This is a genomic window from Paenibacillus sp. P13VS (genome assembly GCF_015143645.1).
GTDB lineage: Bacteria > Bacillota > Bacilli > Paenibacillales > Paenibacillaceae > Paenibacillus > Paenibacillus xylanilyticus_A.
The window spans coordinates 924,019-944,316 of sequence record NZ_WYEV01000003.1; the positions used below are offsets into that span (position 1 = coordinate 924,019).

General features: G+C 47.6%; 19 protein-coding genes. 3 read left to right on the forward strand and 16 right to left on the reverse strand.

The window, feature by feature from the left end; all coding sequences use genetic code 11:
• The first annotated feature begins 137 nt into the window (after positions 1 to 137).
• Positions 138 to 1,157 (forward strand): alpha/beta fold hydrolase, encoded by a 1,020-nt coding sequence (locus GUA98_RS08920; RefSeq protein WP_193722764.1) that lies wholly within the window; start codon positions 138 to 140, stop codon positions 1,155 to 1,157.
• A 280-nt stretch (positions 1,158 to 1,437) separates the two neighbouring features.
• On the opposite strand, the gene GUA98_RS08925 is transcribed toward GUA98_RS08920, so the two are convergent.
• From GUA98_RS08925 to GUA98_RS08960, 9 genes are all read right to left on the reverse strand, one after another.
• Positions 1,438 to 2,793, reverse strand: coding sequence for an LLM class flavin-dependent oxidoreductase (locus GUA98_RS08925; RefSeq protein WP_193722765.1), 1,356 nt, complete (start codon positions 2,791 to 2,793; stop codon positions 1,438 to 1,440).
• A 77-nt stretch (positions 2,794 to 2,870) separates the two neighbouring features.
• Positions 2,871 to 3,704 (reverse strand): ABC transporter permease, encoded by an 834-nt coding sequence (locus GUA98_RS08930; RefSeq protein ID WP_193722766.1) that lies wholly within the window; start codon positions 3,702 to 3,704, stop codon positions 2,871 to 2,873.
• Between the two features lie 6 nt (positions 3,705 to 3,710).
• Positions 3,711 to 4,508 (reverse strand): ABC transporter permease, encoded by a 798-nt coding sequence (locus GUA98_RS08935; RefSeq protein ID WP_193722767.1) that lies wholly within the window; start codon positions 4,506 to 4,508, stop codon positions 3,711 to 3,713.
• A gap of 15 nt (positions 4,509 to 4,523) precedes the next feature.
• Positions 4,524 to 5,582 (reverse strand): aliphatic sulfonate ABC transporter substrate-binding protein, encoded by a 1,059-nt coding sequence (locus GUA98_RS08940; RefSeq protein ID WP_193722768.1) that lies wholly within the window; start codon positions 5,580 to 5,582, stop codon positions 4,524 to 4,526.
• A gap of 49 nt (positions 5,583 to 5,631) precedes the next feature.
• The gene (locus GUA98_RS08945; protein ID WP_193722769.1) at positions 5,632 to 6,399 is read right to left on the reverse strand and encodes an ABC transporter ATP-binding protein; all 768 of its coding nucleotides are present in this window, start codon (positions 6,397 to 6,399) and stop codon (positions 5,632 to 5,634) included.
• Between the two features lie 275 nt (positions 6,400 to 6,674).
• Positions 6,675 to 7,280 (reverse strand): TetR/AcrR family transcriptional regulator, encoded by a 606-nt coding sequence (locus GUA98_RS08950; RefSeq protein WP_193722770.1) that lies wholly within the window; start codon positions 7,278 to 7,280, stop codon positions 6,675 to 6,677.
• Between the two features lie 608 nt (positions 7,281 to 7,888).
• Positions 7,889 to 8,524 (reverse strand): hypothetical protein, encoded by a 636-nt coding sequence (locus tag GUA98_RS08955; RefSeq protein WP_193722771.1) that lies wholly within the window; start codon positions 8,522 to 8,524, stop codon positions 7,889 to 7,891.
• Between the two features lie 331 nt (positions 8,525 to 8,855).
• The gene (locus GUA98_RS29475; RefSeq protein ID WP_227779503.1) at positions 8,856 to 8,984 is read right to left on the reverse strand and encodes a DUF6254 family protein; all 129 of its coding nucleotides are present in this window, start codon (positions 8,982 to 8,984) and stop codon (positions 8,856 to 8,858) included.
• A 119-nt stretch (positions 8,985 to 9,103) separates the two neighbouring features.
• Positions 9,104 to 9,841, reverse strand: coding sequence for an SDR family NAD(P)-dependent oxidoreductase (locus tag GUA98_RS08960; protein WP_183519094.1), 738 nt, complete (start codon positions 9,839 to 9,841; stop codon positions 9,104 to 9,106).
• Between the two features lie 176 nt (positions 9,842 to 10,017).
• On the opposite strand from GUA98_RS08960, the gene GUA98_RS08965 reads away from it, so the two are divergent.
• Complete coding sequence (locus GUA98_RS08965) at positions 10,018 to 10,629, forward strand: TetR/AcrR family transcriptional regulator (RefSeq protein ID WP_153978976.1); 612 nt, start codon at positions 10,018 to 10,020, stop codon at positions 10,627 to 10,629.
• A gap of 342 nt (positions 10,630 to 10,971) precedes the next feature.
• On the opposite strand, the gene GUA98_RS08970 is transcribed toward GUA98_RS08965, so the two are convergent.
• From GUA98_RS08970 to GUA98_RS09000, 7 genes are all read right to left on the reverse strand, one after another.
• Entirely contained in the window at positions 10,972 to 12,450 is a 1,479-nt protein-coding gene (locus GUA98_RS08970) for a M20 family metallopeptidase (protein WP_153978977.1), read from the reverse strand.
• An 80-nt stretch (positions 12,451 to 12,530) separates the two neighbouring features.
• The gene (locus GUA98_RS08975) at positions 12,531 to 13,514 is read right to left on the reverse strand and encodes an ABC transporter ATP-binding protein (protein WP_193722772.1); all 984 of its coding nucleotides are present in this window, start codon (positions 13,512 to 13,514) and stop codon (positions 12,531 to 12,533) included.
• Between the two features lie 38 nt (positions 13,515 to 13,552).
• The gene (locus GUA98_RS08980) at positions 13,553 to 15,166 is read right to left on the reverse strand and encodes an ABC transporter substrate-binding protein (RefSeq protein ID WP_227779504.1); all 1,614 of its coding nucleotides are present in this window, start codon (positions 15,164 to 15,166) and stop codon (positions 13,553 to 13,555) included.
• 95 nt (positions 15,167 to 15,261) lie between these two features.
• Positions 15,262 to 16,161 (reverse strand): oligopeptide ABC transporter permease, encoded by a 900-nt coding sequence (gene opp4C, locus GUA98_RS08985; RefSeq protein ID WP_193722774.1) that lies wholly within the window; start codon positions 16,159 to 16,161, stop codon positions 15,262 to 15,264.
• 52 nt (positions 16,162 to 16,213) lie between these two features.
• Positions 16,214 to 17,164, reverse strand: a complete 951-nt coding sequence (locus GUA98_RS08990; RefSeq protein WP_193722775.1) for an ABC transporter permease — start codon at positions 17,162 to 17,164, stop codon at positions 16,214 to 16,216.
• A 22-nt stretch (positions 17,165 to 17,186) separates the two neighbouring features.
• On the reverse strand, positions 17,187 to 18,185 hold the full coding sequence (locus GUA98_RS08995; RefSeq protein WP_193722776.1) for an ABC transporter ATP-binding protein: 999 nt from the start codon (positions 18,183 to 18,185) through the stop codon (positions 17,187 to 17,189).
• Positions 18,182 to 19,186: an ABC transporter ATP-binding protein gene (locus tag GUA98_RS09000; protein ID WP_193722881.1), complete on the reverse strand. Its 1,005-nt coding sequence runs from the start codon at positions 19,184 to 19,186 to the stop codon at positions 18,182 to 18,184. The genes GUA98_RS08995 and GUA98_RS09000 overlap by 4 nt, the downstream gene beginning before the upstream one ends.
• A 368-nt stretch (positions 19,187 to 19,554) precedes the next feature.
• On the opposite strand from GUA98_RS09000, the gene GUA98_RS30140 reads away from it, so the two are divergent.
• Positions 19,555 to 20,295: a response regulator transcription factor gene (locus GUA98_RS30140; RefSeq protein ID WP_193722777.1), complete on the forward strand. Its 741-nt coding sequence runs from the start codon at positions 19,555 to 19,557 to the stop codon at positions 20,293 to 20,295.
• Positions 20,296 to 20,298 lie beyond the last annotated feature (3 nt).

A 20,298-nucleotide genomic window follows, 5' to 3' on the forward strand; every position in this document is an offset into this window, starting at 1 on the left:
ATTTCTCCCCCTATTACTATCAAAAATATTGAACACTATATTAAATTCTAATCACTTTTAATGAGAGTAACAAGGACCTATACTGGCACAAGAAACACACATTATGATTCATTATATTTGAAAGGAGAAATTAAATAATGGAGTATGACATCTTCAAATTGGGTGATGTTACCTTGCAATCCGGTGTGACGTTACCAAATGCTTTTCTTGCTTACAAGACTTACGGTAAATTGAATGAGAAGAAAGATAATGTTGTGGTCTATCCTACGGCTTTTGGTGACCAGCATGTACAGAATGAATGGTTAATTGGAGATGGCATGGCGCTGGATCCGGAAAAATACTTTATCATCGTTCCAAATCTGTTAGGTAACGGATTGTCCTCGTCTCCCAGTAACACGCCTCCTCCATTTGATCGGGCGAATTTCCCCAGAGTAACCATCTATGATAATGTAGTTCTGCAGCATCGGCTAGTTACCGAACTATTCGGCATACAAAAGATTGCACTCGTTGTAGGGTGGTCCATGGGTGGTATTCAAGCATTCCAGTGGGGGGCAAGTTATCCCAATATGGTGGAACGCATCGCGCCTTTTGCAGGCGCTGCCAAAACATGGCCTCATACGTTTACGGTGATGGAGGGAGTATGTGCCCCCCTCCAGTCAGCCGCCCAATTTGATTCGAATCAACTCAATCATTTGACCACTGCAGACATGCGCGGGGCTGGCCGGGTATACGCGGGATGGGGATTTTCACAGGCTTTCTATAGAAAGGAACTTTACCGTGAGCTGGGTTTCGATTCTTTGACAGATTTTGTGGCAGGCTTCTGGGAAGAGGTCTTCATGACTATGGATCCGCACAATGTCCTCGCCATGTCATGGACAGGCCAACATGCCGATATTAGTGATAATCCCTTCTATAACGGTAATTTCGAGCATGCGTTAAGCAGCATTAAAGCGCTTGCCTGCATTATGCCAGGTAGCACGGATCTCTTCTGCATGGCGGAAGACAACGCGTATGAGGCTGGCCTTATTCCTAATGCGGTCTATCAACCGATTCCTTCGATTTGGGGACATTTGGCCGGTCGTGGGATTAACCCTGCGGATAACAAATTTATCGATGACAATCTTAAACGGTTGCTGACGTTAAGTCCAGGCGGATAAATACACTCTTTGTTTAATGATATACCTTTTATCGTGATATAACTCCACATGCTAAAACCAACCTCTCCTGACGTCCTGGTCTCATGAACGGCAAGAGAGGTTAATTTAACGCATTGTGCAGCAATAAAACAAAAAGGCCCGAGTATACTGCTTGCTTATTAAGCAGCACTTGGGCTTTAGTTTTGTTTAAATTAGCTCACTAACTGAGGTTCTGAGGCTTTTGTCAGATAATCAGTTGGCTCTTCTATTTATTTTGGTTTTCAAGCATATTAAGAGCGCATCAACGTGATGGGTTAGCGGCATCTTGCTGTTTATGGTTAACGATAACGGATGGCTCTATAAGTCCAAGATGCTCTCGTAACGTCATACCCTCGTATTCTTCACGGAATAGGCCGCGCTTCTGAAGCTCAGGAATGACATGCTGGACGAATTCTTCGAGATCCCCTGGCAGAACGGGTGGCATGATATTGAAACCGTCGCACCCATATCCATGAAACCACTCTTCCATAAGGTTGGTAAGCTGTTCTGGGGTTCCCACAAATTGCATATGACCACGGGCACCGAGAAGCCTTCGCCCTATCTCGGTAATGGACAACCGCTCTTTGCGTGCCAGGTCCATAATGAGCTGGACACGGCTTTTCATACCATTACTTGCTTCCACCGGATCCGGTATGTCAGGTAACGGACCATCGGCAGGATATCCGCTGAGGTCTGTCTGAAGCATGCCGGATACCATCATCACAGCCTCCTGGGGGTCAATGAGGTCAAGCAGCTGTCGTTCCTTACGACGGGCTTCCTCCACAGTTAAACCGAGGATGGGTGATAGTCCTGGCATGATGAGCAAGCTGCCACGCTCACGGCCCACGGCCAGAAGTTTTTCGTTCACCTTCCGATAAAAATCCTGCGCAGCTTCGAGTGACGACTGAGCCGTGAAGATGACCTCGCCGACTTTTGCAGCGAAATCCTGGCCTGGCTCCGATGAACCCGCCTGAATAAGGACCGGATATCCTTGTGGTGGACGTGGCACGTTCAAAAGACCATGCGTGGAATACCATTGGCCTTGATATTCAGCAATGCGCAGCTTGGATTCATCGACGAACGTACCCGATTCCCGATCCATAACGAATGAATCTTGGGGCCAGCTATCCCATAATGCCGTAACAACATCAACGAATTCCTGCGCCATCTCATATCGTGTTGCATGCTCAGGATGCTTGTCTCTACCAAAGTTCCGGGCTTCCGTATCGACTTGAGATGTCACTATATTCCAGCCTGTCCGTCCTCCGCTGATGTGATCAAGCGTAGCCAGACGGCGTGCCGCATTGAATGGTTCGTTATACGTTGTTGACAGCGTTGCTGTTAACCCGATTTTCTCAGTCACCGTGGACAGAGCGGAGAGAAGCGAAATCGGGTCCAACATGCCTGCGGCAGCCCGACTAGGGTAAATTAAATGCAATAAATCCGCAAAAAAAATCATATCGAACTTTCCCCGCTCAGCAGTTTGGGCAATTCGTTTATACCATTCAATATCGAACATCTTCTCTACACCCGATTCCGGATGACGCCATCCTGCGTGATGATGTCCGGTGAAATATATGAACGCACCAAGATGAAGCTGACCCTGTCGTTTATTCATCATACCCATCCCTCTCTTCCATACTTCGAAGATCTCTAATTATTTCGAAATCTGTCTATTTACCTAATTTTCTATAATCAACCTTTGTAGGTGTTACTCCATCGCAGGAATCTTTTTTCGGCCAGTCTAACGACTGAATCCGACAGTTTACCAACCAACGCAAACAGAATGATTCCAACAAAAACGATATCTGTCTGTGCGTAAACGCGTGCATCCTGAATCATATAACCCACTCCTGCATTTGCTCCCATCATCTCTGCGACAGCAAGCAGCAGCCAGGAAGCCCCTACGGACAACCGGATGCCAAGCAGGATGTTCGGCAACGCAGAAGGGATAATTAGCTTCGTTAGCAGCATGAACTTGGAGTATTGCAAAATACGGGTAACCTCATATAGCTTACGGTCAGCACTACGTACACCTAGATGCGTATGGAAATAGATCGGGAAAAACGATCCGAGTGCGATCAGCAGTATTTTGGATAATTCTCCGACTCCGAACCACAGAATGAACAGCGGAATAACCGCAAGCAACGGAACCGTCCGCAGCATTTGGATTGTTGGATCAAGCGTCTGTTCAGCCCACTTGCCCAAGCCGGTGAATACCCCTAGCAGCAATCCTGTTGCCGCTCCAAGTAGAAATCCTCCGCCAGCCCGAATAATGCTGGCTGCCAGATGTTCCGTCATATCTCCATTTGTGCACAAATGCCAGAAGGTTAGAGCAATTCGAGACGGAGCTGGCAATACCGAGTCGGATAACAGCTCAAGAGCAGATGCTGATTCCCATAACACGATTACAATGACAGGCAGCATCCACCCATGCAACCAGCTCGGCAATCTCCACGGGGACCTTCTTCCAAACGCTGGTTGCTTCTCGTTTGTCTTAGCGTTTAATGACACATCGTTCGTACGCATGATCAATTATCCCCCTCCCTCCAAGGAATCCTGCCAACTCAATAATTTCTTCTCCACCAGCCTTACCAGTGAATCCGTTACCTTGCCAACAACCGCAAAGACGATTATGCCAACGAAAATGACTGACGTTAGTGAGAAGGATCGTGCATCGTTAATAATGTAGCCGATTCCGGAGCTTGAACCCATCATTTCCGCGACAACGAGGCCGAGCCAGCTTACGGCAATGGACAATCGAACCCCGAGGAATAATGAAGGGAGAGAAGCAGGGATAATCAGTTTAGTAATGGTCTGAAATCTAGTGAATTCCAATACGCGTGCTACTTCAAACAAATGCCGATCTACTGAACGAACACCCAAAAAGGCATTAACGTATAAAGGAAAAAAAGCCCCCTTAGCGATAAGCAAAATCTTCGATGTTTCGCCAAAGCCAAACCACAGAATAAACAATGGAGCAACAGCCAAGTGAGGCAATGTTCGAAGTAACTGAAGCGATGGATCGAGCAACCGTTCAGCCTTGATAGAAAATCCGACCCATAATCCAGCAGCCAATCCCAGCCCGCCACCAATCAAAAATCCGAGTGCTGCTCTACCCGTCGAGATGCGCAAATTTGACAGCAGTTCTCCTGAGGAGATCATCCGACCAAATTCAGTCAAAATGTCCTTGGGAGGCGGGACTAACACCGCATTTACCCATCCATTGGAGGATGCCATCTGCCATATAATTAATACTGCTGCCGGAACCATCATCCCAATCAGGAAATGAATAGTCCGAAGAACAAACCTCTTTTCCGATATATGCTGCATAACCGCACCTCTACTTTATTTAAGTGCTTCCTCAATGTACTGGTTGTCAAACACCTCAGCGACGTTAATTCGCTTGCGGATAGTACCTAGTTCGAATTGGAAATCAGCCGTATTCTGCTGACTCGCTATGATATCGTCACTGACCGGAAAGTTAATCATTGCTGCACGCGATTGCATACCTTGTACCAATTCAATCGGAATGTTCCGTTCATCGGCATAGCGCTGGAAGGCTTCCTCCTGGTTCGTTGCTTCCCACTGGCGCGCCTGCTCAAATATCTTTAAATATAGGGTAACAAGTTCCGGATACTCATTTGCAAAATCTGAGCGAACCAATTGAAACGACGGTGACAGTACACCCTCGGTCTCCCCATCAGCAAGTACCCGCCCTTTGCCGCTAAGTGTATTCAGGGTAATATAGGGATCCCAGACGGCCCAGGCATCCACTTTTCCGCTTTCGAATGAAGGCTGCGTTTCATCAGGTTGTAATTGAATTTCTTGAATATCGGATTTTGCCAAGCCGGCCTTCACGAGTACTTGATACAGGAAGTTGTAGGCGTTGCTGCCCTTGGTAACAGCGACCTTCTTACCCTTCAAATCGGCAATGGTTTGGATGAGACTATCGGTCGGCACAATGATTGCGACATTGTTCTTGCCATCAAGAACCTGTGAGATGATTTTGAAGTCAATGCCGGCTGCCTGTGCCGATATTGGCGGCATATTGCCCATGCCAGCAAAGTCCAAGTGATTGGATGCCATAGCTTCTACCATCGGAGGACCGCTCTGAAACTCCACCCACTCCACTTTTGCCCCCACTTCTCCAAATGCTTCTTCGAACCACTTCTGTTCTTGTGCTTTGCCAAACAAACCGCCCTTGCCTTGCACCCCAATTTTCACCTTGACATCCTCATAAGATGCCTTTGAATCCAAATTGCCTTCTTTCATTGACGTGCCTGCAGTTTGTCCAGGGCTCGCATCCTTCTCTCCATTGCCAGCATTGTTGCTAGCATTGCTGCATCCCGCAACAATCAGAATCAGGACTATTAATACTGTAATCAAGCCATATCTATTACTCATCTATTCGCATCCCCTTTATGAACACATAATTGTTGATAATGCAGTTCTATTAAATACCGGCGCCCTCATCAATAAGGGGAGGATGCTCCACTTTTTCAAACTCACGTAGAACCCGGGAACGAAGCTCCTGAAATGAACCTCCGCTTCGCTTACGTTGATAGGGAAGGTCTACGTTCATCACATTGCGAATATGACCTGGACGAGGGTTCATGATAACGACTTTCTCTCCAAGAAATACCGCCTCGTCTAAGTCATGCGTAACAAATAACATGGTCGTCCGGCTGCTCTGCCAGATGTCCAGCAGGGCTTCTTGCATATGTGTGCGTGTGAAGGCATCCAGAGCTCCAAAGGGCTCATCGAGCAGCAGAATCTCTGGTTTGCGCAGCAGAGCTCTAGCAATGGCAACCCTCTGGGCCATTCCTCCAGACAGTTCCTTCGGGTACGCTTTCTCGAATCCTTTTAGACGAACCAATTCAATCAGCTCTTGGACTTGATAGCGAACCTCTGCATTACTAAGCGAAAGGTTAGCAGCGATATTCTTCTCAACCGTCATCCACGGGAACAAACGTGGCTCCTGGAATATAAAACCTTTATCAACACTTGGTCCCGTAATTGCCTTCCCGCTCAGCTCCACCTTGCCTTCATATGTCGTATCAAGTCCGGCAACGATCTTGAGCAATGTGCTTTTGCCGCAGCCGCTCGGGCCGATAAAAGTGATAAATTGTCCCCGTTCAACCTGCAACCGTATATTGCTTAGTGCCATAATTGGCCCTGTAGGAGCAGAGAACGTTTTGTTCAACCGCTCGATAGTCAACATCGCATGTTACCTCCAATTTAAAATAATTTATCATATCAGCTTACTTGGTTTTATGGTCATAAAAAAAGGCCTTCTGCTTGTAAATCTCTACCCTTTGAACGATCTCTGGCTGTCCAGTTGATCTCTCGTTCACAAACCGAATGTTCACTCGGTTTGTTGGGGAAATTGTAGCAGTGGCCTAACTCTCTTGTCAATCATTTCTTTCAACGTTGCTTAAAATTTAATCTTTCTTGTTTGTTTTTCTTAATAGATGTACCTGACCAATTGCAACCCCATTAATCGACTTGTCTTGCGGCAAATAAGGAAACAATCGATTGCGCCTGCGCACGGATCGGAACTTCAGCACCTGGCATTTTCTGCAGCGTCAACCCTTGAATTAAACTTACAAAATAATAGGCAAGCTCCACGGGAACACCACTCACAATCAATCCTTCCTGCTGCCCCTGCTCCATAATGCTGGCTACAGGACCAAGGTTATTCGTAAATCGTTCTGTAACTTCTCGCCGAATTTCTTCGGAGGAGCTTTCCGAAAGACGTGCCGTATGGATAAGGATCGTATATGCCCAATTGTTTTCTAATGCTAGCCATGACTCAGACAGAAGTAAAAGCTTGCTCAAAGCATCGCCTGGTTGCTCGGCAAGTTGGGAGACATGTTCGCCGTAACGGGTCTGGCCTCTTCTCAGAAGTTCGCTGATAATCTCATCTTTGGACTTGAAGTAGTGATACATATTGCCAATACTCATTCCCGAAGCCGCTGCGATATGGTTGATGCTTACTGAACCGATTCCTTTAAGTGCGATAATCTCCAATGCGGAATCAAGGATGTGGTTGATCCTTTTTTCCCGCTGCTGGAGGTCTTTTTCTATGTTTCTTGGTGACATTAGAGCGCATCCCCTTTCTGCATTTCATTATATCATAGCCATCTTGTAGGCTTGATCTTCACAGAAACACATCAACGTCTCTATTCTGTACGGCCTGGAAACCACGACTACCTCTAACGCAGGATTCCTCGTTGGTCTGACAGTTTTTCGTTCCCTTGATGAGTGTCAGTTTTTTCGAAACAAGCTGGATCCATAATCAAGTTAAGGTCGTCGAAATCAAGCCCTATCGGTTTGATTTCACGACCTTTTATAGTACCCATTTGATTCAATGAAACTTCCTCTGATTGTTCTATCTTTTTCCTGTGTTATAATAAAACATAAACCTATTTTGGGTAATTCTAGGAGGTTCCAATGTTGCAAAGTATTAGTATCCCAGGCTTAATCATTCTCTTCCTAGTCATTTTATTAATCATATGGCTCGTTCGTAAACTAATAGCATCCTTACGCCGTTAGGTACGTGTTTTTTTCCTCGGACCTTGACACCTTCTTATCGCCTCAAAACAAAAAGCCGCTATATTAGCGACTTATATAGACTACTTATATCTGCTACTCGACATGTCTTAAATACTGGCACTTACGACCATCGTTTGACCTAAAGGAGTCCCAGGCTACATATCCCTTTGCACAGTCGACAGTGAAACGAGAACGGGTCCTGCAAAATCGGATGCCTCTTCCCCTTTTGGATTATGAAGCCGGAACAGAAAAGCATCTCCCGCATCAGACTTCCATACCATATAATCACTTATTCCTTCCTCTCCGGAAGCTTGAAGATAGAGTTCCGCGAAACGTAGAGGATGTTCAACCAATTCACCACTATAATCGGATACCTCACCAAATGTGCTGAGTTCCTTATTACCTTCGGCTTCAAGCTGAGTCACATCGTAATCGGAGGGCAGCGGTTCAATGTCCACATAATAATCCGGATTACTGCTTAACGACAAGCGGCCTGCTGATTCATCGAAGGTAAATTTCTCAAAGACATACAAGGAAAATCCTTCGCCTTGCTTCAGATCCGCGTCCATGGACTGGTTTCCATCTGCTGTCATTAACTCAAAACTCTCTGATTCTGGACGAGTTGTTTCAGAAGAAGGCTCCTGCTCGGAGGGAAGAGGTGATACCGATTCAGATTCTGGAGTCATAGGATCCGGATTAGCAGTAGGCTGCGCTTCATCTGTACAAGCTGAAAGCATCAGAACCAGGATAACCATCGGAAGGTTTTGCCACAGGGCATAACGGGTTTTCAATGGGATCGCTCCTTTCGAACGTAACCTAAGAATTTAAATATGAATGAAGATGTGCTCAATCTTCACACGATCCAATAGTTCCTTATGTTGAGACAATATGTTATTACCCTTTATAGTGATCTACACTCAACCCATTTTTCCTCCAAGTTCCAAGCTCCCAGCACTTTAAGTTTGATGATTTATGTAAAAAAAGCCGCTACTTACGACTTCAACTTCAAACGTACTTCTATATCCGATTCTAGATCGACATAGTAAACCATGAATCAGTCTTCTACAGTTTGATGTTATATTAAAAAATGACTGCCGGACAGGTTGTCCGGCAGTCATTCGCTTAACTCGTAGTTTGCTTCTCTTCATATTCGCTTGATAATTCTTTAAGCGATCTGATTTTACCATGAGGATGCTGTTCTTGCTTTCGTGACTTCCAAGCAGCTTCCTGCCTTTTCTTCTGGCGAGCCATAAAAGATCTCCTCCTCAGGAAATTAGAGTGATACTACTTTTCTATGATGTGAATTATCACTGACTTTCATTCATGTACAGCTTCATCTCAATAATCCAGCATTCAGAATTTACCAGCTCTTATTGAGCAGTGTATCCGCCATCCACGATCAGGCTGTTTCCTGTCATGTAAGATGAATCATCGCTGGCCAGGAACAGAACGGCTTTAGCCATTTCTTCCGCTTGACCAAGACGTTTCATCGGTGTTGCTGCCGAGAGGGCCTGTTTGCTCTCTTCAGGAATAATCGGTGTATCGATAAAACCTGGGCATAGTGCGTTGACGCGAATGTTTTTCTCTGCATATTCCAGCGCCAGCGAACGAGTCAAATTCACAACGCCGCCTTTGGCTGCATTGTAGGCTGCAGAACCAGGTGAACCAACCCATCCATACATGGATGCCGTGTTAACGATTGTGCCTCCACCGATTTTGAGCATTTCACGAATGGATTCACGTGCAACCAGGAATACTCCGTCCAGATCGACATTAACCGTATTACGCCACTCGGCATAGTCCAGCTCGTGCGACGGATGAACACGTCCGATTCCTGCATTGTTGAATACAATGTCCACTTTGCCGAATGCTTCTACGGTTTGTTTGAAAATCTCAGCAACCTCTTGTTCGCTTGTGATGTTGGCTTTGATGAATAGAGCCTCCGCGTTAAGCGCTTTCAGCTCCTGCTCAAACGCTTTGCCTTTCTCTTCATTCAAGTCCACCAGGACGACTTTAGCTCCTTCGGAAACGAATAGACGAGCTGTCGCTGCACCAATTCCGGATGCTCCTCCTGTGATCACTGCCACTTTGTCTTGTAGTTTGCCCATGACTATATCCTCCAGTATACTATTTTGAATAGCGCCTATATCAATAGTGCTATATGATGTTTACAAAACTAATTGTATGCTTAAAATTGTAACAATCCAATCATTAAGATACAGCCAAGTGTCTACCTTCTAGACACTTCTCTATACAATGTCTAAATTTATAGGAGATTTTTTGAATGAATGATGAACTTATTGTGACTTCTCAACATCGTAATCGTACCAAGGAGCATCTCAAAACGGCTCTGATTCAGCTTATTAAGAAAAAAGGCTTCCATGCAGTGTCTGTCAAAGACATCGTCGACCAAGCGGGTTACAACCGAAGCACGTTTTATTTGCATTATCAGGATAAATATGTCCTTGCCGAAGAGCTTTTGATCACGAAGTTGGAAGGCTTAAAAGAAGCCACAGGCAAACCCTACTGGCACGGTCATAAAGTCTTTACAAATAAGCTTAACGTGGAATCTTTTCAAATTGTGGATTATATATATGAACATCGTGACTTCTTCGAATTAATCCAATACGATGATACATTACCCGGTCTGCATACAGGCTTTCCACAAACCATGCTCAAAATTTATGAAGAGCAATTTGTATTCGAAACGATCAATAACTCCCCTGTCAACATGGAGTATTTCAAGTACTATACTGCATACGGATTTTTTGGACTATTGAACAATTGGATTTTAAGCGGATTTCGTGAGTCAAGGGACGCGTTTATCCATAACGTAATTGAACTCACCAAAACGCATATTCAATCTTTTTATTATGTGGGGGATAAACTGAATTAAATACGTTGTTATGCCGCTCAACTAAACTAGACATTTTCCACTGTAGCTCCGGTTAATGAATTACATAAAGTTTCAGGTTTAACGGATTGAACAAATATGTTCAAAATAAAAAAGCCGCAAATAACAGCGACTATAACAAGAAATATTCCAGTTCAGCATCAGGGTAGTTCCCTATGGTGGCTTGTTTGCTCTCTACAGAGTTCAGTCGGATGAATACGTCTACAAGAAAGTTGGATCAGCGGCTGGCTAGCCGCCGATCTTCTCCTTCAGTGCAGCGAAGCTTCATTGCGGTTTGAGGATCTCTTCTGGCCATTATCATTTACTACATCCAGTTGATTGGAATTACACCTTTACCGGTGTTTGTTCAGATGCTGCTGCGGCCGCTTTTGAAGAGAAGGAAAGCTTCGGAGGCATCACGTCATCCGGGAACGGGCAAACGTACGATTCTCCTTCCAGTCGTTCAGCCAGCTCTGCCTTCGCCTGCTCAATGAGAGCGGGATCAAGCAGCGCTGCAATGGCCGTACACGCCATCGCTTTGCCTGCGAGCAGCATGCCTTTGTGTGCATAGCTGCTCTTGCCTTGCGCAACAGTCTGCCAGGCATGGATCGGCGTTGCATAAGCCCAGGTCGCGGTACCGCATTGTGCAGTCGGCACGTTCCAGCTGACATCCCCTACGTCCGTTGACGCTGGCATAACGCGCATGGTATCCATAAGTGGAGCGACGAAGCCCGCAAGAGGACGGGCCGAGAGCATGTCATGGACCGTCTTTCCACTCTGTCTCGATGCACTTGTCTTATCCTCTTCAGGGATCATCGCAAAGATCTCTTGGGCAAAGGCCATTTCATCCTCAGTATACACAGGAAGCTCAAGTTCACTGAGGAACTCATGCATTTTGCCTTCCAGAGCCGCATTCGGGATGAGATTGGAAGCCCCGCCCTCATAGTGATATGACATTTTTGTCCCCGTCATCAATGCCGCCCCGCGAGCAACATCGAGAACCCTTTCAAACAGTTCAGCAACCTGGGCAGACTTGGGCGCCCTAACCAGATAGTTCACTTCTGCTTCCGCCTGTACAACATTAGGGGCAAAGCCGCCTGTATTCGTCACGGCATAATGAATTCGGGCATCGGAAATCATATGCTCACGCAAGTAGTTTACTCCCACGTTCATCAGCTCAACCGCATCCAGCGCGCTTCGCCCCAGATGGGGAGCGGCCGCAGCGTGGGCGCTTCGGCCCGTGAATTTGAAGTGCACATGCAGATTGGCAAGCGAGGACATGTGCATAACCACGTTCATCGTTGCAGGATGCCAGCAGAATGCAACGTCGACATCCTGGAATAATCCTGCTCTAGCCATGTAGGCTTTGCCGGAACCACTCTCTTCAGCCGGACAGCCATAGTAACGAACCGTGCCGGAGAGACCATGCTGCTGCAGATAATTCTTTATTGCAAAAGCAGCCGCAAGAGAGCCTGCTCCGAGCAAATTATGCCCGCAGCCGTGTCCGTTCGCACCCGGTACTACAGGATCAAAAGCTGCCGTTCCCGCCTGCTGGCTAAGGCTGGCCAGAGCGTCAAACTCTCCAAGAACAGCAATCACTGGCGAACCGTTCCCGAAACTGCCTACAAATCCGGTAGCAAGTCCGGCAACACCCTTCTCTACTGCAAATCCCTCCTGTTCCAGGGTCTTGCAGAGCAGATCTGCTGATTCGACCTCTTCGAATCGTGTCTCAGCGAAGTCCCAGATTGAATCACTTACATCAATAAATAAATCTCGCGTACCTTCGATATAGGCGGTAACCTCTTCAATAATGTCTTTGTTCATACCAAACACCTCTCTCCATAGTTTTGGCTACTCATCATTGGGATGCGAATGCTGCTAGTAAGCTAAATACAGGCTAATCGTCAATTAAATGCAAAGCAGGCAACGGCATGCTCGTGACCTTTAAGCTCCGGTTCGAATTCGCGACAGATTGCTTTGGCGATTGGACAGCGTGTGTGGAAACGACATCCCCCTGGCGGGCGGACCGGATTCGGTACATCCCCTTGAATTATGATCCGTTTCCGTGAACGGAGCTTTGGATCGATTACCGGATTAGCACTCAACAAAGCGTTCGTGTAGGGATGCTTCGGCACCCTGAACAGTTTCTCCCGGCTTGCGATCTCCACAATTTTGCCTAGATACATCACAGCGATTCGATCACTGATATAGCGAACTGCGCCGAGGCCATGTCCAATGAACAGGTAAGCGAGGCCTTTCTCCTTCTGAAGCTTCTTCAGGAGATTCAAAATCTGGGCCTGAATCGAGACGTCCAGAGCAGAAACGGGTTCGTCGCAAACGATTAGCCTTGGGTTTAGAGATAATGCTCTCGCAATGCCAATACGTTGTCGCTGTCCTCCGGAAAACTCATAAGGATAACGGCCTTTTTCTTCTTTTGGTATTCCGACCGTTTCCATTAATTGATCTACTCGCTCCGCAACAGACGAACGACTTTCAATTCGATGCGCCAGCAGAGGCTCTGCCAGAATATCACTGATTCTCATTCGGGGATTCAGAGAGGAATAAGGGTCTTGAAAAATCATCCCCATGCTCGCCCGAGTGCGGCGAAGTTCCCTCTTGCCGAGTTCTGCCAGTTCCCGGCCCGCATAGAGGATCCTTCCGTCATATGGAGTTTCAAGTTGAAGCAGGGTGCGACCGACACTCGACTTCCCACACCCCGATTCTCCAACAAGACCAAGCGTTTCTCCTTCGGGAATGGAGAAACTGATCCCATCGACCGCCTTAACATGGTCTGTGACTTGCGAGAAAATGCCCTGCCGGATGGGATAATATACCTTGAGACCTTCTACACTCAGCAGCGGTGGCCTTTTGCTACTCATACCCCGCATCTGCAGCCCTCCCTGGACCGAAGCTAGTCGTTAATCAATCAAGGGGTAAATTTCCACTTGGCAACGTTGTTTGTCAAGCCCACCGTGCTGGTATCGAGACTTTTGCCAATATCCAGGTTTTTGGCCGCTGCATACATTTGCTTATCCGCATACAGGGCAATTGCCGGAACATCGTCGTGCAGCTTTTGCTGAACCTGCTGGTAAATCTCGAAACGCTTGGATGGCTCCAGCTCTTCTGCTCCTTGGGCCAACAGCTCGTCGACTTCAGCGTTCGAATAATCTGCAAGATTAAAACTGACCCCCGTTTTGAACAGACCCAGCACGGAGTTCGGATCGAGAATGAAGCCAAGATTGATTACCGTCAAGTCGTATTCGTGCTTGAGAGCTCTTTGATAGGTTGTCGGAAAATCAAGCTTTGTGATTTGCACTTTCAAACCGGCTGCCTTCAGATTCTCGGCGATGATGTCAGATGCTTGCTCGCGGATTTTGTTGCCTGTCGGAACGACGAATTCAATCGACTGGTTGAAGTCCCAGCCCGCTTCGTTCAGCAGTGCTTTTGCTTTTTCCGGATCGTAGCTGTAAAGGGGGATATCTTTATTATAGTAAGGGTGATTTTGGCCGAGCATGCCATCCACGAGTTCACCTTGTCCTTTGAGCAATTGATCTACAATGAGCTGGCGGTTCATGGCATAAGCCATGGCTTGACGCACTTTCGGATCCGGGAACTTCTTCGTATTGATGAACATGATGTTTGGATTATTGGCATCTCCATAACCTGTGGTCACATTCGCCATATTCGCTACCTTGTCAAAATCCTGTACCGGAATGAGACCTACACCAGGAGAAGTCAACTGTATGTCTCCCGTCTGAAGCTGGGCTGCGAGGTTCGTCGCCGGCATCATTTTGATATAAATGTCCTTAATATTCGGCGCACCTTCGTAATATTGCTCATTGGCGGTGAGCTGCACGTACTGGTCCTTGGCGAATTTCACAAATTTGTAGGCTCCGTTGGTGACCGTAGGATTCATCATAAATTCGTTTTTGTTCAGATCCACCGGGGCCACATCCTTCAATATGTGCTCTGGCAGATATCGGAAGTACGTGCCGAACTGACTCTTGAATTGGTTCGTTTCCATCGGGTTTTTCGTCGTAATGACAAACGTATAATCATCCACCTTTTTGAAGAAACCCAGCTCCGTTTGCCCCTCCCCTCTCTTACCCGCTTCATTCAGTCCGGCGACGAACGTCATGTTGAGAAGGGTCTTTACGTTAACATCCGTGAACATGCGGAACGTGAACTCGATATCGTCTGCCGTAAACGGTTCCCCATCGCTCCACTTCGCGTTCTTGTTTAGCTTGATGGTGAAGTTCAGATTGTCCGTCGTTTCGATCGATTCGGCAAGCTTCGGATCGAATCCATAATCGCTGTTCATGGCAACAAGGGTATCGCTCATCAACGAGTTAACGAAGATACCTGCATTATCCAAATTAAAGATATCGAATGTCGTCACGGGATTTACAAGGCCGATATACAGAGGCTGACCGGCCCCCCCGGAAGCAGAAGCACTTTCGCCACCCGATCCCGGAGACGATGATGTATTGCTGTCAGAATTCGTACCGCAGGCCGTGACCAGTACCATTAATAATGTCAATACTCCGCAAATCCAAGCTTTACGCACCCTTTTCATCGGATCTCCTCCACTTAATATCTCGTTTTGTATGTCATCATTGAGAGATGCAATGTAGCTTATTGTTTCGGGTCAAGTGCGTCACGTAAGCCGTCACCGACGAAGTTGATAGAGAGCACCGTCACCAGGATCATGATACCGGGAGGCAGCCAAAGCCAGGGCTGGTCCGTCATCACGCTAATAGATTGAGCATCCGTCAGCATATTGCCCCAACTGGCCGTTGGTGGCTGTACGCCCATGCCCAAAAAGCTTAGCCCGGACTCTGCCATGATTGCCGCAGCAACACCGAATGTCGCGTTCACGATAATGGGAGCCAGCGCATTCGGCAGGATGTGACGGAAGACGATGCGCGGTGTGCTCAGCCCCAAAGCCACTCCGGCTTTGATGTAATCCATTTGCTTCAGCGTCAGTACACTCCCCCGAACCAGTCGGGCAATGGAAGGCCAGGAGAATAGAGCAAGAACAAGGACCAGCGTCCAAAGTGTTGGTCCAAGCACACTGACAACCACGAGAATAACCATCATATAGGGGAATGCCATGAACATATCCGTAATTCTCATGACCAACATATCAATCCAGCCGCCAACATAAGCAGACCAAAGACCGATGATCGTTCCAAACGCGACATACAAGGCGACTGTTCCAAATCCTACCGTTACAGCAACTCTCGTCGCATACAGCAGACGGGACAGCACATCCCTTCCCACCTGGTCGGTTCCAAGCCAATGGGAAGAGGAAGGTGCAGCAGAAAATTCGGCGGTTACAGCATAAGGGCTATGCGGGGCTAGCCAAGGAGCAAAGATGGCTATGAGGATAAGCAGCAAGGTAACAACAAGTCCGGCGACGGCCAGCCGATGCTTCAGGAAACGTCGGGCCATTTGCCGGAAGACGCTCTCGGGTTCTGCCTGTTGAATCGGAAGGATAACGCCTCCGGCGACTGGGGTTTGTACAGCAGACATCGAATCCGCCTCCTCTCATTCGTGGTTTGTTTCGTGGAATATATGCCTTCAGTTACTGATATTGGATACGAGGATCAGCTACCGAATAAAAAATATCTGTAAGTAGATTGGCAGCCAGTACAATCATGGCAGCGACCAGGTTTAGACCCATGATGGTCGAATAGTCTCTGGACATGATTGATTGAATAGTCAACTGTCCGATGCCAGGCCACTGAAACAATTGTTCCACAATGACGGCTCCACCAAAGAGCATCGGAATTTCCATTCCGACAACCGTAATGATCGGAATCAGAGCATTGCGCAGGGCATGCTTGTTGGTGACATAAAACTCTTTGAGCCCCTTGGCTCGAGCAGTACGCAGGTAATCCTGCTTCAATACATCCAGCATACTGGCCCGTATATAACGCACTTTGCGTCCGGCAATACCGACTGCGAGTGCTATGGAAGGCAGCACCAAATGTCTGATTCGGTCGGCTAACCCTCCGCCGCCGCCAAGATCCTCTGTTCCGCCGACGGGAAGCCAGCCCAGTTGAACAGCGAAAATATAAATGCACAAGAGACCAAGGAAAAACTGGGGAATGGACGTTCCAACGAAGGAGAGTCCAGTCATCAGATAGTCGAATTTCGAGTTTTGCCGGACTGCACTCATGATTCCGATTGGCAGCGCGATCAAAAGGCCAATAATCAGAGCACAGATGCCTAGCAGCACAGTCTGCCCCAGACGCTCACCGATGAGTGAAACAACCGATTCACTAGTGCTGAAGGAATAACCCAAATTGCCGACCAGCAGTTGACCGAGCCATTTGAAATATTGAACGATAATTGGATCGTTTAATCCAAGCTGCTCCTTACGTAACTCGAGCAATTCCGGAGGTGTATCCGGTGTCATGTACATGTCAATGGGGTTACCAGGCGCAAGGTTGATGATGACAAAATTGATGATCGTAATGCCAAACAAAACGGGAACTGCAATCAGAATGCGGCGAATGACGTAAGTAAACATGCTCTCTCTCCTCTCTTGCGATTTAACCGGCAGTCAGTGGATAATGACAAGCCACCGCGTGTTTTTCTCCTTGCAGAAGGGGCTCCTGCTCCTTGCACAATGCTTGGGCGTACACACACCGGGTATGAAACCGGCAGCCTGACGGGGGACTAGCGGGACTGGGGACATCTCCCTGAAGAACGATCCGCTCTTGTCCGCGCTTGCGGGGATCCGGGACCGGATAAGCATTGAGCAAAGCTTGCGTGTACGGATGTCGCGGGTTCGCAAAGATCTGCTCCTTTGTTCCGATCTCCACCACTTTGCCAAGATACATCACCGCAATACGAGTACTGATGTACTTGACGGCCCCGAGGCCATGAGCGATAAACAAATAGGTGAGTCCCAGCTCCCGCTGCAGTTCCTTTAGCAAGTTCAGGATCTGCGCCTGAATGGAAACGTCAAGCGCGGATACCGGCTCGTCACACACGATGAGCTTCGGATTCAGGGAAAGTGCTCGAGCGATCCCGATGCGCTGCCGCTGACCCCCTGAAAATTCATGGGGAAATCTCTGCTTATAGCTTCGGGGTATACCGACCGTATCCAGTAGGTGGTCTATCCTTGTCTCCAGCTCCGCTCCGGTGGCCAGACCATGCACCCGCATCGGCTCGGCAAGCAGCTCCTGAACCCGCATCCGGGGATTAAGGGAGGAGTATGGGTCCTGAAAAATCATTTGCATTTTGGTCCGTTCCCTGCGGAGGTCCAACATTGTTCTTTTCGTAATATCCTGTCCTTCGAACCATATTTTTCCACTCGTTGGATTCTCAAGTCGGATAATGCTGCGGCCGATGGTCGACTTGCCGCAGCCCGACTCGCCAACAAGTCCCAGTGTTTCTCCTGGATACAGCTCCAGCGAAATGTCGTCCACTGCTTTTACATTCCCAACGGTTCGGGACAGCAGTCCTCGTTTAATTGGATAATACGTCTTCAAACCTTCGATTCGAAGCAGCGGTTCTAGGCCCACCCTATGTTCCACAAGCGTCATATGACATTCTCCTCTCGTATCTTCCAGGCACCTGAATCCTGTGCCATCCAGCAGCGCACATGGTGGCCTTCCTGAACCGACAGCAGCATCGGTGCTTCGGACAGACATTTTCCTTCGGCAAACTCGCAGCGAGTGTGGAATCGGCAGCCCTTCGGCATGTTCGTAAGGGGAGGCACCGCACCAGGGATGGAGGTCAGCGCCTCCTCGGCATCGGATTCAATGTGGGGAATGGATCTCATCAGCCCTTGTGTGTAAGGATGAAGCGGCTGCTCAAACAGGGTATACACGTCAGTCTCCTCGACGACTTGGCCGGCATACATAACCACGACCTTATCGGCCATCTCGGCAACAACACCAAGATCATGTGTTATAAGCATGATCGAGGTATCCATTTCTTCGCGAAGCTCCTTCATCAGATTCAGAATCTGTGCCTGGATCGTCACATCCAGTGCGGTTGTTGGCTCATCGGCAATGAGTAATTTCGGCTTGCAAGAAAGGGCCATTGCGATCATCACGCGCTGCCTCATCCCTCCAGATAGAGAGTGGGGGTAGCTCTTCATGATTGCCTCAGGACGGGGGATACCGACCTTTTCCAGCATTTCGACGGCATAACCTTCAGCTGCCCTTCCTCTTAAATCGGTATGCAGCCGGATGGCTTCCATCAATTGGTTCCCAATAGTGAACACGGGATTGAGTGATGTCATCGGTTCCTGAAAGATCATCGCAATGTCTCCGCCGCGAATTAGACGCAGTTCGGGCTCAGGCAAGGTCGCGAGATCCTTCTCCATGAACCGAATCTCACCCTCCTTGATACTGCCATTCTTGCCGAGCAGTCTCATGATGGAGAGCGAAGTAACACTTTTACCACAGCCCGATTCGCCAACGATGGCGATCGTCTCCCCCTTCTCCAGCTTAAGGCTGACCCGGTCCACCGAAGTAACTTCCCCTTTGTCCGTTTTAAACACGGTCTTTACGTCCTTCAGCTCTAGCAGCATGCGTATCCCTCCTTCGTCTATATCGTTGCTCTCTATTGCAATCAAATGTTATATAATCTAACTTAAAATTACGGTTTGTGTAGCCCTCTTAAGAAGAAGATGTAGATACCCACACTTTTTTCTCTTTTTCATTAGAGAAATCTACATATTTTTCACTGGAAACTTATGATATATTTCAATTATCGTATTTTCTTTCTAGTGGTATCCCCCTAACATATCGGTGATGTATCTCAACTTGTAATCTTATTTAACGTCAATATGACGATTAATTAAAGGCACTTTTCATTAGCTTTTGGGATCATTTCTTGACATCATTGCCTCCATAGACCAGAAAGGTATCAAATTTTAAGAATACTAGAGAACGGGGTGTGGCCGTGTACAATCTCTTAATCACGGATGATGAAAGCGAAATTCGCAACGGTCTAAGTAACTATTTCCCTTGGCATGAATTTGGATATCAAGTTGTCGGGCAAGCTTGCGATGGGGAGGAAGCACTCGCCTTTATTGAGGAGAAACCTGTGGACGTGCTTCTCTGTGACATCCGGATGCCGTCCCTATCAGGCATTGATGTAGCAGAACGGCTGTACCGACAAGGCTCAGGGGTCAAGGTTATTCTTTTAAGCGGATTCAAGGAATTTGAATATGCACAATTGGCCGTACAGTATGGAGTCAAACGCTATTTGACAAAACCTACTAAATACGTGGAAATCGCTGAAGTGTTTGGACATCTCCGAAGTGAAATGGATCATGAGAGAATGCCTGCCCCTTCCCCTTCTGCATCGTCTGCGGAGAGCGGCTTGACGGATCACACTATCGAGAAGGTTAAGGCATACTTGCAGGATAATTTGTCTGCTGCCACCCTGGAGAACGCTGCAAAGCATGTTTATCTTAATCCCTTCTATTTGAGCAAATTCTTCAAGACCAAGACCGGTGAGAACTTCTCCGATTATGTCATGAACCTTCGTATGCATCGTGCGGCGGAACTGCTTAAGACTACCCACTGCAAAACGTACGAGATCAGTGAAATTGTCGGGTATAGCAACGCCAAAAATTTCACCAGAATGTTCCGGAGCTTCTTCGGGGTGACTCCCAGAGAATACCGGAACGAAGATTAACTT